Origin of the sequence: Psychrobacter sp. DM8 (genome assembly GCF_051307025.1) — a bacterium.
GTDB lineage: Bacteria > Pseudomonadota > Gammaproteobacteria > Pseudomonadales > Moraxellaceae > Psychrobacter.
In genome coordinates this window covers 2,157,137-2,173,885 of the sequence record NZ_CP195538.1, presented here as the reverse complement: position 1 = coordinate 2,173,885, position 16,749 = coordinate 2,157,137, and the positions used below count along the sequence as shown (strand labels likewise).

Annotated in this window: 16 protein-coding genes; 6 read left to right on the top strand and 10 right to left on the bottom strand. The window is 45.6% G+C overall.

Features of this window, described 5'->3' with window-relative positions; genetic code table 11:
- The first annotated feature begins 55 nt into the window (after positions 1-55).
- Positions 56-799 (top strand): amino acid ABC transporter ATP-binding protein, encoded by a 744-nt coding sequence (locus ACR64J_RS09265; protein WP_435949407.1) that lies wholly within the window; start codon positions 56-58, stop codon positions 797-799.
- A 104-nt stretch (positions 800-903) separates the two neighbouring features.
- Here ACR64J_RS09265 and ACR64J_RS09260 read toward each other — a convergent pair whose 3' ends face one another.
- The 6 genes from ACR64J_RS09260 to ACR64J_RS09235 all read right to left on the bottom strand — a co-directional run bounded on the left by ACR64J_RS09260 (position 904) and on the right by ACR64J_RS09235 (position 6,343).
- Positions 904-1,851, bottom strand: a complete 948-nt coding sequence (locus ACR64J_RS09260; RefSeq protein WP_435949406.1) for a DMT family transporter — start codon at positions 1,849-1,851, stop codon at positions 904-906.
- 448 nt (positions 1,852-2,299) lie between these two features.
- A complete protein-coding gene (locus ACR64J_RS09255; protein ID WP_435949405.1) occupies positions 2,300-2,866 on the bottom strand; it encodes an ureidoglycolate lyase in 567 nt (188 codons plus the stop codon).
- Between the two features lie 14 nt (positions 2,867-2,880).
- A complete protein-coding gene (locus ACR64J_RS09250; protein ID WP_435949404.1) occupies positions 2,881-3,717 on the bottom strand; it encodes a bifunctional allantoicase/(S)-ureidoglycine aminohydrolase in 837 nt (278 codons plus the stop codon).
- Between the two features lie 65 nt (positions 3,718-3,782).
- The gene (gene puuE, locus ACR64J_RS09245; RefSeq protein ID WP_317198702.1) at positions 3,783-4,775 is read right to left on the bottom strand and encodes an allantoinase PuuE; all 993 of its coding nucleotides are present in this window, start codon (positions 4,773-4,775) and stop codon (positions 3,783-3,785) included.
- A 62-nt stretch (positions 4,776-4,837) separates the two neighbouring features.
- A complete protein-coding gene (locus ACR64J_RS09240) occupies positions 4,838-6,088 on the bottom strand; it encodes an NCS1 family nucleobase:cation symporter-1 (RefSeq protein ID WP_435949403.1) in 1,251 nt (416 codons plus the stop codon).
- A gap of 81 nt (positions 6,089-6,169) precedes the next feature.
- Positions 6,170-6,343, bottom strand: a complete 174-nt coding sequence (locus ACR64J_RS09235) for a hypothetical protein (protein ID WP_435949402.1) — start codon at positions 6,341-6,343, stop codon at positions 6,170-6,172.
- Positions 6,344-6,846: 503 nt separating this feature from the next.
- Between ACR64J_RS09235 and ACR64J_RS09230 the strand changes: the two genes are divergently transcribed.
- On the top strand, positions 6,847-8,964 hold the full coding sequence (locus ACR64J_RS09230; protein WP_435949401.1) for a TonB-dependent receptor domain-containing protein: 2,118 nt from the start codon (positions 6,847-6,849) through the stop codon (positions 8,962-8,964).
- Between the two features lie 127 nt (positions 8,965-9,091).
- Positions 9,092-9,841: a siderophore-interacting protein gene (locus tag ACR64J_RS09225; RefSeq protein WP_435949400.1), complete on the top strand. Its 750-nt coding sequence runs from the start codon at positions 9,092-9,094 to the stop codon at positions 9,839-9,841.
- Positions 9,842-9,910: 69 nt separating this feature from the next.
- Here ACR64J_RS09225 and ACR64J_RS09220 read toward each other — a convergent pair whose 3' ends face one another.
- The 4 genes from ACR64J_RS09220 to ACR64J_RS09205 all read right to left on the bottom strand — a co-directional run bounded on the left by ACR64J_RS09220 (position 9,911) and on the right by ACR64J_RS09205 (position 14,032).
- The gene (locus ACR64J_RS09220) at positions 9,911-10,681 is read right to left on the bottom strand and encodes an ATP-binding cassette domain-containing protein (RefSeq protein WP_435949398.1); all 771 of its coding nucleotides are present in this window, start codon (positions 10,679-10,681) and stop codon (positions 9,911-9,913) included.
- A 58-nt stretch (positions 10,682-10,739) separates the two neighbouring features.
- Positions 10,740-11,783: an iron chelate uptake ABC transporter family permease subunit gene (locus ACR64J_RS09215; RefSeq protein WP_435949397.1), complete on the bottom strand. Its 1,044-nt coding sequence runs from the start codon at positions 11,781-11,783 to the stop codon at positions 10,740-10,742.
- A 38-nt stretch (positions 11,784-11,821) separates the two neighbouring features.
- The gene (locus tag ACR64J_RS09210) at positions 11,822-12,922 is read right to left on the bottom strand and encodes an ABC transporter permease (RefSeq protein WP_435949396.1); all 1,101 of its coding nucleotides are present in this window, start codon (positions 12,920-12,922) and stop codon (positions 11,822-11,824) included.
- A gap of 69 nt (positions 12,923-12,991) precedes the next feature.
- Positions 12,992-14,032 carry a siderophore ABC transporter substrate-binding protein gene (locus tag ACR64J_RS09205; RefSeq protein ID WP_435949395.1) on the bottom strand — a complete coding sequence of 347 codons (1,041 nt, stop codon included), beginning with the start codon at positions 14,030-14,032 and terminating at the stop codon, positions 12,992-12,994.
- Between the two features lie 312 nt (positions 14,033-14,344).
- Here ACR64J_RS09205 and ACR64J_RS09200 point away from each other — a divergent pair, with 312 nt between their 5' ends.
- From ACR64J_RS09200 to ACR64J_RS09190, 3 genes are all read left to right on the top strand, one after another.
- Positions 14,345-15,382, top strand: coding sequence for a TonB family protein (locus ACR64J_RS09200; protein ID WP_435949394.1), 1,038 nt, complete (start codon positions 14,345-14,347; stop codon positions 15,380-15,382).
- Between the two features lie 98 nt (positions 15,383-15,480).
- Positions 15,481-16,074 (top strand): MotA/TolQ/ExbB proton channel family protein, encoded by a 594-nt coding sequence (locus ACR64J_RS09195; RefSeq protein WP_435949393.1) that lies wholly within the window; start codon positions 15,481-15,483, stop codon positions 16,072-16,074.
- 98 nt (positions 16,075-16,172) lie between these two features.
- Positions 16,173-16,574, top strand: a complete 402-nt coding sequence (locus ACR64J_RS09190; protein WP_435949392.1) for an ExbD/TolR family protein — start codon at positions 16,173-16,175, stop codon at positions 16,572-16,574.
- The last annotated feature ends 175 nt before the right edge of the window (positions 16,575-16,749 follow it).

Genomic DNA, 16,749 nt, shown 5'->3' with positions numbered 1-16,749 from the left:
ATGCTCAACTCGCACTCACTTCACTAGTATTTTCAATTTGTCAGCGGAAACGGTTATGATTCAAGTCAGCAATATTCACAAAGCTTTTGGCAGTAATCAAGTGCTCAAAGGCATCGATTTGACCATTCATAAAGGTCAAGTTGTGGTGATATTAGGGCCATCAGGGTCGGGAAAGACCACCTTTTTGCGTTGCCTAAATGCGCTTGAGATTCCAGACCAAGGCAGCATTAGCTTTGATGATGGTAGCTTGACAGTCGACTTTGCCACCAAGCCCAAAAAGAAAACTTTGCTCGCCTTGCAACGTAAAGCGGGTATGGTCTTTCAGTCTTATAATTTGTTCCCGCACAAAAGCGCGATTGAGAATCTCATGCTAGGGCCGACGGTAGTACAAGGACAAAGCAAGGCGCAAGCCCGTGATCAGGCTTTAGCATTACTTAAAAAGGTTGGGCTGTCAGATAAAGCCGATTTGTATCCGTTTCAATTATCTGGCGGTCAGCAGCAGCGCGTCGGTATCGCCCGTGCGCTTGCTATTGAGCCATCGTTGCTCTTGTTCGATGAGCCCACCTCAGCGCTTGATCCCGAGCTGGTACAAGATGTGCTGGGCACGATGAAACAACTGGCCTCTGAAGGCTGGACGATGGTCGTTGTGACCCATGAGATTAATTTTGCGCGCGATGTCGCCGATCATGTGGTGCTTATTGAAGACGGTCATGTGGTCGAGGAGGGCAGCGCGCAGCAGTTATTTGAGCTATCCTCGCATCCGCGTACGCAGGCGTTTTTGCAGCGTATTGCTGAATAGTTCAGTTTTGAGCTCTCAGTTTTGAGCTTTAAGAAAAAGCCCCAACTTTGATAGCTAGTTGGGGCTTTTTTGTTTTTTGTAAAAGGCAAGTTTAAACCATAAACCTAAATCTTTTGCCGCCTTTTTAACCAACGCGGCACGCGCGTAGTCGTTCCATTTAATACAGCGTTCATCAAAGCGGCAAGTAAAATGAGTATCACGCCTATATATTGAATCCATGATAAGGATTGGTGCAATAGTAGGGTTGCAAGGACAATCGCTGTCAACGGCTCAAAGATAGTAAACACCGAAGCGCGGGTAGCAGGTAGCTTCTCAAGCGCTTTCATGTACAGAGCAAAAGGCACAACAGTTCCTAATAGAGATAACCCCAAAACGTAGCCCCAAGTCAGCACAGGCAAGGTGAATAACTTACCATAAGTGTGATAGGTCTGCGGGAGCAATAGCAGCACGCCGGCACTGATAATGATCGAGGTAAAAAACACCAAAGGGGCAGGATGCGCGTAGTGCATCGCGCGCTTGCCGAGTACGCCGTATAGCGAATAACACACGCCTGACAACAGCCCAAGTACAATGCCCCAATTGACTTGCGCCTGATCGCCTAACATCGTTAGACCCACGCCAAATACTGCCATGAGTGCCAGTAGAGCGGACTGCCGCGTAATAGATTCACTCAAAAACAGCGCTGAAAAGAGTAAGCTAAAAACAGGCGCGGTATAGAGAAGGGCAACGGCGGGACCGGCACCGACATAGATTACAGCAAAGAAATAGCATACTGACATGCCAAGCACACCAATTAAGGACTGCACTGCCAGTCCAAGCCACTGCTTTGGGCGCAATGTAATAAGATGTGGCCATATTTTTGGTAGCATCACTAGGATAAGAAAAGCGGCGGTCACGATACGCAAAATGGTAATTTGCCAACCACTAAAACCTAGCTGATTCAGATAGGTCGAAAATATCCCAAGCGTACCCCAGCAGATGGCTGCGGTTATGATTTGAATCGTTCCTATCCAGGATTGCCGCGCTGACATTGGGCTATCGATGTTTGCCATATCGCTCTCTTATTGTCATTATTTTTATCAGTTTAAGTCGCTCAAGATTTTTAGCAGACCTAAAGTAAATGTATTAAAATAAGAAAAGACAACCCAATTAAGGGCTGTCTTTTATATCAAAATGGTCACTAGCTACTACTTAACCAGGGCGTGTTGAACATTCAACCATGGCACTGCTGATCGCTAAAATGGTTCCAGACACGGCGCAAGTCGAAGATAATGTCTAGACCTTAGCTAGACTTGCAACACAGTATGGGGCAATTTTAGCATCAGCCTGAAAGGACAGGACTCTTTTTTGCCGCTCCTTTAATAAAAATAGACGCTTAGAATGACTAAACTTACTATTTTTATCTTGCTTCTAATTTAAGAGCAGCGACTAAAAAATAGTTTCTGTCAGTGCGTATTTGTGAATGTTCAACACGCCCTAATAGTTTAACCAAGCATAAAATCAAAACTTAGCTTGTTCTGAGCTTGGCGCGTTATTATCCGTCTGCTCGTCTTCAAGCGCTATAAATATTTGCCAATCCCCAATATCAAGCTCATGGCAATTATTACCTTCGCCATTGATACGATCAACCACCAAAAAGTTAGAATCACGCCCAAGCGCTAGCAGAGGATGATGCCAGACGTTAGGGTTGTATTGTACGCCTTGATGCGACTTGGCATAAAACACCGTCAAATCATCAGCAGACTTTGGTGGCGCGCCGGCTGGTGCGACGACTACAACATAGTCTTGAGCGTTCATAGAAAAAAACGCCTGCGTGCCAAATGGATGATACTCCATCACTGATAAAGCAATAGGAACATCGCGCTTTTTGGCACAAAATATACTCATACCGACAATGCCGCCATCGAGCTGACACTCAGCGATAGCATGATGACGTGTGGCATAACCGTTATTAATCACATAGCTGTTATCAGGCGTTTGCTGCTGGGCATCATACGGCTCAATAACGGTACCAAAGGGCGCAAATTCAACCTTAGTCAAAGGTTTTGCAACGATTGTAGTACTCATAAACTCCTCTTCCCTTAGCGTTCTGGGCGAATAAATGGCATATGTCTATTGACGTCTTTATAGAGTAAGTATCTAAAGGGTCCAGGGCCACCAGCGTAACAGGACTGCGGGCAGAACGCGCGTAGCCACATAAAGTCGCCCGCCTCAACTTCGACCCATTCAGCATTTAGATGATAGACGGCTTTACCTTCTAGCACATACAGACCATGCTCCATCACGTGCGTTTCATCAAATGGAATCACGCCGCCTGGCTGAAAGGTGACGATATTGACATGCATATCATGGCGCATATCAGATTGCTCAGTGAACCTTGTCGTCTTCCAAACGCCATCAGTACCTGGCATCTCGATACCGTCAACCTCATGGTCGCTGGTCACGAACGCTTCGGGCGCGTCGATACCGTCTACATACTGATACGCTTTACGTATCCAGTGAAATTTGACATGAGCGTCGCTATTGTTTTTAAGCGTCCAGTTGCATTTAGGCGGCAAAAAAGCATAGCCACCTGCTTGCATATGATGCGTCACGCCTTCAATAGTGACCTCCATCTCACCTTCTACAACGAACAATACGGCTTCAGCTTTGTCATCAAGCTCAGGTTTATCAGAGCCGCCATTTGGGGCAACCTCGACGATGTACTGCGAAAAAGTTTCAGAAAAACCTGTTAGCGGGCGGGCAATTACCCACATACGCATGCCTTCCCAAAACGGCAAGTAACTGATGACGATGTCGGTGAGGACGCGTTTGGGAATAATCGCATAGCTTTCTGTGAAGATAGCGCGATCAGATAGGAGCTGCGTTTGCGGAGGCAAGCCACCCGTTGGGGCGTAATAGGTACTCTTTGTTGACATGATTTATAATCCTTAATGTTTTTCCGCGGTAAATGGACGTCTAAACTTGATCTACAAACTTAAAGTTACATCCAGTTCGCGGTGTTATCTTCGGTGGCAGGATGGTTCTCATACCAGTGCTTAGCAATTGCGTCGCGGCGGCAGATCCAAACGTCAGGCTTACTGGTAATATATGCTAAGAATTTCTTTAACGCGACAATACGCCCAGCACGGCCAATAATACGGCAATGTAAGCCGATAGTGAGCATTTTGGGTTCGTTCTTACCATCTTTATCTCCCTCATCATAGAGTGTATCAAAGCTGTCTTTGAGATACTGATAAAATGGCTCTGAGTTGGTAAAACCGGGACTTGAGGCAAAGCGCATATCATTGGTCTCTAAAGTATAAGGGATGACTAGGTGCGGCTTGCGCGTAATCTGATTACCTTCTTCTACTTTCACATTAAGCCAGTAAGGGAGTTCATCGGCATAAGAGTCAGAGTCATAGCTATAACCGCCTTGCTCAACCACCAGCTCACGAGTATTGTGACTATCGCGCCCCGTGTACCAGCCAAGAGGCTGATACCCAAGCATGTTCTGGAATATCTCAGTCGCGCGGCGTACGTGTTCACGCTCAGTCTCACGGTACATATACTGATAAGTAATCCAGCGCAGACCGTGGCTTGCGACCTCGTGACCGTCCTCTAACACACGCTCGATGATATGCGGGGTCTTCTCAGCTGCCGCCGCGCAAGTAAAGGTCGTGATAGGCAGACCATATTCTTTAAAGGCGTCAAGTACCCGCCATACACCGACGCGGCTACCGTACTCAAAGGCTGACTCGATAGACTGGTGACGATTATTAAACGACGGCGTACCCAATATATCAGACAAAAAGCGCTCAGATTCTGCATCGCCATGAATGACGCTGTTTTCAGCGCCTTCTTCGATATTGAGTACGAACTGAACCGCAATCTTCGCCCCGCCCGGCCAGTTGGCTTTTGGTGGATTATCGCCGTAGCCTTTTAGGTCGCGAGGATAAGCGTTTTGATCGAAGTCACTGGTTATCTTCTGTGTCATTATTATTCCTTTTTAGCGTTCTCATTTATGGGGTTGCAAGTACGACTTTATTAAACACTACTTTAAATCGTATGTGGGTCTACGGCATACGGGCGCATCAATACCCAATATACAACGCCGCCCAAAGCTGCGCCTAGCAAGAAGCCATAACCCTCAAGACTAGCTAGCGTAGGTATCAGCACGGTTGCCAAGGAGAATACAGCACCGACAGCGAAGGCAATCAGGCCACGTATATTCCAGCCTTTATAGTAATAATAAGCCCCTGCTGGATCAGCTGAGAACAAATCATCCATATCGATCTGTTGGCGCTTAATTAGGTAGTAATCAACGACTAAGATACCAAAGAAAGGCGCGATAACAGCACCAACAGCATTAACAAAGCCGACAATACCGATCTTGCTGATAAAAGATAACCACAAGGCGCCAACAAAAAAGGCAATCACAGCGGTGATCAGACCACCCATACGAAAGTTAATATGCTTAGGAAATAGGTTGGCTAAGTCATAAGCGGGCGGGATAAAGTTTGCCACCATGTTAATACCAACCGTCGCGGCAAAGAAGGTTAAGGCGGCAACGATAGTCAATGGCAGTGAGTCCACCCGATCAACGATATCTGAGGGATTGGTTAAGGCTTCGCCAAATAGTACTAGTGTCCCTGCAGTAATCACCAAAGCGATAAACGAGAAGAACACCATGTTGATCGGTAGTCCAAGCAGGTTACCTAACTTCATATCGCGCTCACTACGTAAAAAGCGCGAAAAATCACCAAAGTTAATCACTACAGCGGCAAAATAGGCCACCATCGTACCGACAATCGCAGTAAAGGCTTGGAATGATGTGCCGGTATAAGCACTGCCGCTAGCAAATATTGAGTTAATTGCGGGTAATAATTCTGAGCCTGATTGATACCAGACTACACCCATCAAAATAAGCATAACCACATAAACGAGCGGCCCCGCCCAATTTAAGAAGTGCTTAATCGGCTCAACCCCAGCCCAAAACAGCATAATCTGAAAGACCCAAACAATAACAAAGGCCAGCCACGCGGTACCATTTAGACCCAAAAAGGTCGAATCTGAGCTACCTATCACTAAGGCTAACAATATGGCAACTGCTGTTGAGGCAAAGTAAGTCTGCACCCCGTACCAAAAGATACCGATAATCGCCCGCAAAATAGCAGGCAAATTGGCACCGTTGATACCCATACTAGCGCGCACTAAGACGGGAAAGGGTATGCCGTAGCGTACGCTGGGTTTACCCGTTAAGTTGACCATCCACATGACGATAAAACCTGAGCAGATAATCGCTGCCATCACCCACCAGCCGCTAAGACCATAACTCAAAAAAAGTGATGCGGCGAGAGTATAGCCGAACAGACTTTGGATATCGTTGGACTAGACGTTAAAGATTGCAAACCAGCCCCAGTTGCGCTCTTTGGGCTGCAGCGGTGCTAGGTCTTCGTTATAAAGTCGTGAGTTTTTGCGTTCTGGATTAAACGTATCACAATCATAAAGTGCTCTGTTGGGCTGACTATTGAGCTGACTTCCTTGCTCATTTGCAATGGACATCCTTTTCTCCCTTGGTGTTAAAATCAATCGAAGCTAATATTGTTAACATTTAGCAACATAGATTGTTAACACTTTAAGGATGTCTAGGTCATAGGTCAAGATAATTATGACTTTTGTCTATCAGTATTATCTGCAAATAGACGTCACGTCTGTAAAGGTGCTATGCGGTATACTTTTATATTTCAGGTAACTTTCACACTTTATTTGCAGCAATTTTTTGTATCTTTACTTCCTTAAAATTCAACAGATTACCTTCGTTTTTTAGTCTCTATTAATGTAAATTTAATCGCTTATCTACGTACACTTCTATATTTACTGTTGCCAAAATATAAATACTTCGTTATCATTCCTCTCGTTAATTGAATGATAATAATTATCATTAACATTAGTATTAATAAATATATGAGTCAATTTTTTGGTTGCTTGGTGATAATCTCATCAATCCTGAATATGACTCATACAAATTTAAGTACCCTTTTCATAGTGAAATCAGCGAGTAAGTTATGCGTGAAGATCAGAGTTTAAGTAAAAGCCGCTCTAAGCCAAAAAATCATAGCCAATTAACCCTATTATCTATGGGCGTAGCAGCAGCGCTATGGTCACAAGCTGCGAGCGCCGCGACTGCGGACTCCCTGCCAAGTACGACGCTGCAAACGATTACGGTAACGGCGAATACTTCTGTACGAGATGAGTTGCAAGAAGAAGCGGTTTATATCGATAACTATACGCCTGCAGCGCAAGCGAGTCATTTAAGTGACTTCTTAGATGTGATACCTGGAGTTGAGGTCGGTGGTACCTCAACGGTAAACCAGCGTATCAGGGTGCGCGGGCTTGATGATACCAATCTGAAAGTGACTGTCGATGGTGCTCGTCAAGAGGGTGCTTTGTTTTATCATATGGGTGATGTCACCCTTGATCCTGACCTGCTCAAACGTGCTGAGGTAGCGGTCGGTAATAACTCAGTGACGCTAGGTAATGACGCCCTAGGCGGCGCGGTAGCGTTTGAAACTGTGGATGCAGTAGATTTGCTCAAGCCAGGTCAAAAGATCGGTGCAAAACTAAAGGCTGGCTACGGCAGTAATAATGATGAGCTGTTAACCTCAGCCACCGTCTATGGCGCGCCTACTGATAATATCGACTTACTAGCTTATTATGGCAAGCGCGATACGGATTCTGGTGAGGATGGCGATGGACGTGAGCTATTTGAGGACAGTGAAAGCGAAAATATTTTGTTAAAAGCGGGCGCTTATATCAATGATAATCACCGCGTAGGTGCAAGCTTTAGCCGTACTGAAAAAGAAGGTATTTTCCCGTTTCGCCCAGATTTTCCTAGTTTAACTGATGATCCTATACCACAAAAGGTAAACCGCGATACGTATACGATTGACTATAACTTTAACCCGCTAAATGCTTTAATTGATGTTGATACCACGATTTATCAGACCGAAACCGAAATCTCGCGAGATAATAACGCTGACGTATCGCCAGGCTATGACTGGAGAGCTCAGGTAAAAACGACAGGCGGCAAGATTGAAAACACTAGTGTAATCGATGACAGCGTTTTTGAAGGGGTTACGGGTACGCATAGACTCATCACAGGCGTGGAGCACTATAAAAAAGAATCACAGATGGCGCGTGAGGGCAGGGATACGGCGACTGATGAGGCAAAAACCACATCGCTCTACTTAGAAGATCAGTGGCAACTGGGCAAATTTAGCTTAACGCCAGGCGTGCGTTACGATCGCTATGAGTCGCCTGAATATGTCTCAGGCGGCGAGACCTATGACAATGTCGTTGGCGCATTAGCGGCCAGCTACGAGATTGCTCCAAGCACACAAGTATTTGCCAGCTACACGCAGTTATTCAACGGCCCTGATCTTGCGCAAACCATATTTAATAGTAATGGCGATAGTATCTATGTCAATGATGATCTCAAAGCAGAAGAAGGCTACAACTCTGAGATTGGGGTCGCGACCACATTGCGCGGATTGACTACCGCTAATGATGCTTTGCAACTAAGCGCCAAATACTTTCGCTCTAATATCGAAAACTTTCAGCAGTTTGTTAGAACAGGAGATCGCGCCGGTCGCTACGGTCTAAACTGTGCTACAGGTGAGCGCGGTTCGCCTGACAACTTACAAGACTGTCAAGGCATGATCAATAGCGATGAAGATTACGAGATCAAAGGTGTCGAGCTTGCAGCGAACTACAGTACTGATAACTTTGGTATGGGTCTTAGCTACGCGCGTGCACGCAGCGAGGGTGACAAAACCGGTGATAGCATTCCCTCAGTGAGTGGCGGTAGTGCTGACTCAGGTGATCGTTATATGGTGAACCTAGATTATGCACCTAATGAGGTGGTTGATTTAGGTTGGCGCAGCACTTATGTAGCCTCCATCACTGATAATAGCGGCGACACCAAGCCCAACTATGATGTGCATGATATCTATATGAACTACTCGCCGCGTCAGCTTGAGAACGTCAAAGCTACTGTCGGGGTATATAACTTATTTGATGAGACTTACGCCAGTCACGCCTCACGCTATAGTGCCGTTAGTGATCAAAGCACTGACTTTGAGATGGGTCGAAATATAAAAGCGTCGTTAACGTATCAGTTTTAAGTTTTGATATAAATAATAAAAACCAGCAATCTCACAAAGAGCGCTGGTTTTTTGTATCAGGATCTGTAAATTCTGATAGCTCAAAACCATTATTAGCTCAGCTAATAAGTCATGAGAGAATACAGAAATGGCAAAACCTACCCCAAGAGTTCTAGAAGTCAAACGTATTACAGACATCACGCCGCATATGCGCCGCATCACTTTGGGTGGAGAGGCGTTTAAGGACTTTCCAACAAACCAACAAAGCGCTTATATTAAGTTGATGTTTTCACAGCCTAAGAGCAGTAAACCTATCATGCGCACTTATACTATCGCTGAGCAGCGCAGTCACGAGATAGATGTAGACTTTGTATTGCATCCTCAAGAGCATGCAGGTCCAGCACTACAGTGGGCACATACCGCGGCTATAGGCGACAGCATCTTGATCGGCGGCCCTGGAGCCAAAAAACAGATCAATGCTCAAGCCGACTGGTTTTTGTTAGCAGGTGACATGACTGCGCTACCTGCCATAACGGTAAATTTGGCTGAGCTACCCGCTGATGCTCAAGGCTATGCGGTAATAGAGGTCATAAGTGAAGCAGACATCCGTTCGTTGAATATGCCTGATAATATGGATATACACTGGGTAGTAAATGCAGTAGCAAGCATCGATAGTAGTCCACTGCTTGAACGCATTAAGCAGTTGCCTTGGTTAGAGGGCAGTCCCGCTGTGTGGGCAGCGTGCGAGTTCAATAGTATGCGCGCGCTACGTCATTACTTTAAACAAGAAAAACAGGTAGCAAAAACCCATCTGTATATCTCAAGCTACTGGAAGCTTGATAACAGCGAAGATGAACACAAAATCATCAAGCGTGAGGACGCCGAAGCTATCTTGTAGAGACAACTGTAGTTGATACGGTTTGCGCGAATCCTTTGTCTTTAGTACACCGCATTTTTATAGCTGTACTCACACCGTATCTACTATCACAGGACGACCATGATGGGTCAGCACCGTCACTTCAACGTCATACAGCGCTTTCATTGTCTTTTGGGTCAAGACATCGACTGGGCGACCGACCGCTTTGACTTGACCGTCTTTCATCGTTACCACCGTATCGGCAAACTGCGCGGCTTGATTGATATCATGCAGCACAATAACGACCGTTTTTTGCTGAGTATGACTAAGCGTACGTAGCTCACGCATCAAGCGTCCTGCATGATACATATCCAAATTATTAAGTGGCTCATCAAGAAGCAGATAGGGTGTGTCTTGGCAGACAATCATCGCAATCAGTACGCGCTGACGCTGACCACCGGATAACGTTAACAAAAATCTATTGGCTAAGGGCTCAAGCTCAAAGCGCTCGATAATCTCATTGACCTTTTGCTGGTCAGCCGCGCTTGGGCGTCCTTGGTGATACGGATAGCGCCCAAACATTAGTAGCTCATGGACGCGCAGCCGCCCTTGTACTTGATTGTCCTGACCGAGCATGGCGACTGTGGTGGCAAGTGTACGGGCATCACAGCTGATGATGTCATGGTCTTTATTATCTACGGTAAAGCTGACTGAACCTGTTTGCAAAGGGTGCAGGCGCGCCATGACCGAAAACAAAGTTGACTTACCCGCACCATTAGGACCTATCAGAGCGATAACTTGTGAGGGCGGCAAAGACAAAGTAATGTCGTGCAGTATTTGCTGCGAGCCAATATGGTGTGAGAGGGAATTAATTTTTATCATAGCAATGTCTTCTAATCATTTTATTTTTTATAGCTTTGAGACTTTAAAGCTTTAAAAGTCATACGCGGCGACGGTGGGTCATAAATATCAATAACAAAAACACTATTCCGCCTGCCAGCTCAATCACCACGGACAAAACGCCCGCCATATTCAGCAGTTGCTCAAAGACAGCTTGACCGAGCACCAAACATATCATCGCCACCAAACTGACCAATACCAGCCGCTCGCTATGATACATACGCCGCGTAATACGATTGGTCAAGGCGCATACGAGCAGACCAAAAAAAGTCACAGGCCCTACCAAAGCAGTCGCCGTGGCTACCAAAACTGCAATGACGCTCAGCAGTCCAAACGCCAAACGCTGATAATTAATACCAAGATTAATCGCTTGCGGTTTACCGAGCATTAATACATCGCACTGATAGCGCCAGCGCCAAACGACAATAGCGCTGAGCATACAGATAACAAGGCTGACACCCAGCAGCTTAGGATTGAGCGTATTAAACTGCGCGTAACTGGCCGCCTGCACCACCACAAAATCATCAGGATTAATTAGGCGGGCAATCAGCGCCGATAAGCTACGAAACAGCACACCAAAGATCACCCCGACCAATATAAGACGCGTTAGGTCTTGACTGCGCTTTGAGAACAATACTTTAAATAACAACAGCGACGCGCCAAACATCAAGGCAATCTCTAACCCAAACTTGGCTATAGGATCGATACTGGTATAACTGATTGATCCCAAAAAGAACACCAGCAAACTTTGCAAAAGTACATATAGCGAGTCAAAACCCAAGAGAGAGGGCGTTAGGATAGGATTATGGGTTAAGGTTTGAAACAGTAATGTTGATACGCCAATCGCATAAGCCACCACCATAAGCGCCAGTAGCTTTTTGCCGCGTAAGGGTAGGGCAAAGTCCCAATAGCCATGAACATTAATGGTCATAAATAGGAGTATGGATACAAGTAAGACCACGCCAGCTATGACTATTGGACGTTCAGCTAGTGTGTGCACCAAACGCCGCTTTTGACTAAATGGTGTCTCAACGTGAGCCTTATCATTTGTATTTACACTGCTAGGAGTAGACGGTGAGAGCATATGCTAATCTTTTAATAAAAGGAGAGATGAGGCAGAGCCTAAGACTCGCTTGGCGCGCGCAATAATAACCATAAAAACACGGCGGTGCCGGCGACACCAAAAATAGTGGCAACAGGTATCTCAAAGGGATAGCGAATAGAACGTCCGATGATATCGCACAGTAGGACAGCTGATGCGCCCAAGCACGCCACCGCAGGCAAGCTACGCCGAAGTTTATCGCCCATAATACGGCTGACGATATTGGGCACAATCAAGCCAATAAAGGGAATGACACCTACTGTTACCACTACTACCGCGCTCATCATAGCGACCATGCCGACACCGACCCAAGTGATCTGGCGTTTATTGATACCCAAATTGAGCGCAATATTATCGCCCAGCCCTATGATAGTGAACTTGTCAGCAATAAAATAAGCAAGCAGACAAAGCAGTCCTGTCAACCATAGCAGCTCATAACGCCCTGCCAATACGCTAGAGAAATCCCCAAATTGCCATACACTGAGCATCTGTAAGGTTTCAGTTTGATAAGCGATATAAGTGGTCACCGCCTCGATAATACCGCCAAATACAATACCAATCAGCGGAATCATCAAAAAATCAGTAGGTGGAATCTTTTGAATCAGCCCCATGAACAGCACCATACCGAGCATCGCTGTAACGGTTGCCACGCTCATCTTGACAATGAGGGCGCTGGCTGGAAATAGGAGGCTGACTACCAGTAACCCAAGAGCGGCGCTTTGCGTTGCGCCAACCATTGAGGGCTCAACAAAACGGTTTTTGAGTACCACTTGGATAATCATGCCCGCCACTGCCATAGCGATACCTGTTAAGATAATAGCAACGGTACGCGGCAAGCGACTAACGAGCATCAAAGCGCTGTCTGAATTGCCGCTACCACTGACAAGACTTTGCACAAGGCCCGACCAAGAGAAGTCTGCCACCCCAATCGATAAGCTCAGTAATACCAATAGCCCCATAATCAGAAGGCTACCGGTATTTATGAGCCAAGGCGGTATGGCAGCACGTCGATGGTTATGACTTAGATCAGTGTAAGGTTTTTTTTGCCAGCTTAATAATGGCGCTGGCAAAGAAGAATCGGCTTTGACACTAGTCTGAGCGCGAGATGAAAATAACGGCATAACGTCTACTGGCTTAAAGGTAAGGGATGAACATGCAATCAATAACGACGGCTCAAACTGTCATAACGCTTATTTTGCCTTTGCAAATGCATTCTTGATCGTCGTCAAATCTTGCATCCATTGATAATATCCACCAAAGGCAAGGTATGCATCTGGGCTTAAATATACCACTTGTCCTTTATCCCAAGCATGGGTTTGAGCTACTAAGGGATTATCTAGCACCGCTTTGGCTCCCGCGCCTTCTTCACCGATAGCGGCGCTGCGATCAATGATAAACAGCCAGTCTGGATTGACTTTTTGTACGTATTCAAATGAGACGGGCTGACCATGACGGGCATCCTCTATTTGCGTATCAGCCATAGGCACACCGAGTACACTATGGATAAAACCAAACCGTGACTTGTCGCCATAAGCGGATAGCTTGTTGCCATTGACCAAAATGACCAGGCCATTACCTTTATCTTGAGTCAACTCTTGAGTTTGAGTGATAAGGCCGTCGATATCTTGCTGCAGGGCAAAGGCTTCGTCACTTTTGCCAAACAATGCGCCCAAGTCGTGCAAGCGCTGTTTGCTAGAGTCATAGATATTGGCGGTATCGATGCTCATATCTAGTGTTGGCGCGATACTGGATAATTCGTTGTATTTTTCTGCCATTCTTGAACCAATCAAAATAGCTTGTGGCTGCATAGCGTTTAGGGCTTCAAGATCAGGTTCAAAAAGCGTACCGACATTTTCACTATCAGGCTGAGTATCAGAGCGCAGATTGTCCAGCGGTAGCTGGTCTGGCATCCCAGCGACACCTACATTTAACGCCGCCAAATCCTGCATCAAAGTCATATCATAGACGACTAAGGGCGCAGGATTGATAGGTAAGCTTACCGCTCCTTTGACCGTATCGACATCGATAGTTGCCACCGATACCGCATCATTGTCAGCGATGTTTGATGATACATCGGCGCTATTGTTTTCAACTTTGGCATCGTCTGTTTCAGAGCTGTTTGAACAGCCTGTCAAGCCAACACTCACAGCAAGTAGTGATGCCATAGCCGCGAATAGAGGACCTTTAAACAAAGGCGCGTTTTGGGGTTTAGAATAAGTAGTGGTTGGCATAATAAACTCGGTAATCAGAAGGGCTTAGATAGCAGTTTTGTTATAAGTTGGGATCATTCTGGAGACAATGATAAAGGATAGTGATTTTTTTATCAATGATAATGATTATTATTAACGTATGTGTTTATAAGACGAATAAGGACAAATATGCAGAATATTTTAGTTAAATTATCATTGATAATGATTCTCATTTATAATATCATCTAGCCACTTTTGGAGTTTGCGCATTTTAGTTGTCTGTCATGCTTACTCATACTCATGAATAAAACCTAAGCCATTACTTTAAGTCCTTAACACAAGACGTAGAGCGTTATGAATCCGATCACCAGCCACTCATCACCGTATAAACTCATACTGATTGTCATCGGTCTGGTGGTGAGTTTGCACGTCTTGACCGCGATGGCGCTGGTTATGATAAAGCCGCAACCTGTCTTTGAGCCAGAAGAGGTGACGCCGATAGAGATTGAGCTAGTAACGCCTACTAATATCAAAGAAGCGGCTGTTGTCAAAGAACAAGCAGAGCCTATGACTAAGCCTGCTGCCGCTCCTAAAGCGCAAGTTGCTAAAGAATCTAAGCCTGTTGATAAACCTAAGCCTGTCGTCAAAAAACAGACGGTTAATGATGATAAAAAAGCTGTAGAACCAAAGAATAAAATAGTAGAAGATAAGCCCAAGGTTACGCCGCAACCCATCAAAAAACAGCCAACTCAAGTCGTCAATATACCTACGCAACAAGAGCTTGCTGCTCAAAAGCTTAGGGAGCAGCGGCAAAGAGAGTTAGCCGCACAAGCTGAGGCTGAGGCGGCGATACAGGCAGAGAACCTTCGTAAACAGCACCAAGCGCAAAGGGCTGAACAAGATAAAGCCAATGCTGCTAAAGAAGCACAGAAAATAGCGGCTGAGCGACAGGCTCAAGCGGATGCACAGGCCAAGGCAGAACAACAAGCCAAGGCAGCAGCTGAGGCGCTAGCGGCTAAGCAAGCAGCCAAACGCGCGCTAGAGCAGGCCGCGCAACAACAAGCTGTAAAAGAGGCCGCTGCGCAGGCGGCGAGTAATGAGCCTGCCGATTATGGCAACATAGGTCAGTCAAGCTGGTTAAGAGAACCTGTATTTACCTCTATCCAAAATAAAGATTATGGTTTTAGAGGAGTTGAGGCTGCAATTAGAGTCAGTATGGTGGTGGACGCAAGTGGTAATATAAGTAACATAAAAATATCTAAGAGCTCAGGTAAAAACGCATTTGACAGAGATTTTGTAAAAGCATTATCAAGAGCCAAACTCAATCCTGCTACGAGAGGCAATGCGCCGACTAAAAGCATAGCTAACTTTTCATTTCGTATGAAACTGTAATCATAGATAAGACAAAATTTTAAAGGTAGTCAGGTTATAAATTGATACCTATCAACCCAAGTTTGACACACATATATTGAGCAACATTAGGAGTCTACATGGACTTTATGAGCTACTGGCAATACAGCGATATGGTCACCAAAGCGCTGTTTTTTATACTACTCGCGCTATCGATACTCTCCTGGGTGACGGGTATTATTCGTATTATCCAAAGCCGCAAATTGGCAAGTACGGTAGCAGATGATTTAAGCGCGCAGATTCAGGCCAAGAGCACGGATACGAGCGCAGATGACGTAGCGACTCACCGTTTGGTGATCGAGCAGGCATTACTTCAGCATATTGGCCGTTATCGTTTTGCCAGCGAGCGTGGATTGCCTATATTAGGCACGACCGCTGCTATCGCTCCCTTTATCGGGCTATTTGGCACGGTATGGGGTATCTTTCATGCGCTCAGTAATATCGGCACCACAGGTCAAGCAGGTCTTGCGCAAGTGGCAGGTCCTGTAGGCGAGGCGCTCATTATGACAGGACTTGGCATCGCAGTTGCTATTCCAGCAGTGGTGTTTTATAACTTGGCTATCCGTATCAATCGCCGAGTGATGTACGAGGCTAATGATCGCGCCCATGATCTTTTAGCGCAGTCGGCTCATACTCTAGACCCCAATGACGCTACACTAAAAAAGAGCGTTTAAGTCGCTATTTCGATTCAACATCATATGGCTAGCGACAACCGTTTAACTATCAGCCTCAAAGTAAAAAACACATTAAGAATAATATAGAGAGCAAGCATATGGCATTTCAATTGGGTGACGATGACACGCAGAGTATGAATGAGATGAACCTAATTCCGCTCATCGATGTCATGCTCGTCTTAATGATTATATTCTTGCTCACAGCGACAGTACTTAATCCAACAGTGCCACTGGATCTGCCAGAAACTAGTGCGCAGGTCAATGAGACCCCAGAGCAGGTCATTCAGATTAGTATCGATAAAGATGCTGGACTGTTTTGGGATGATGATTTGATTACTATGGAGGAATTAAGTTCGCGGTTAAGCGTAGAGGCTCAAGCAGATAATGAACCTTCCATTCATCTGCGCGCTGACAAAGACAGTAAATACGATATGGTAGCGCAAGTATTGGCGGCGGCGAGTACAGCGGGACTGACCAAGATAGCTTTCGTCAATGAATAAGATTTTTATAAAAATAAGCGGGCTAAATAGACCAGTAAAGCGCCAATTAAGAATATGATCAAAACAATAATAAAGAAGATTAAAATAATAACGCTATCTCCGACCTCGCTTTGATTAAGCGAGGTTTTTATTTAGCAAGGTTTTGTTTACCTGTTCTAACTTAACTTTTTGAAGG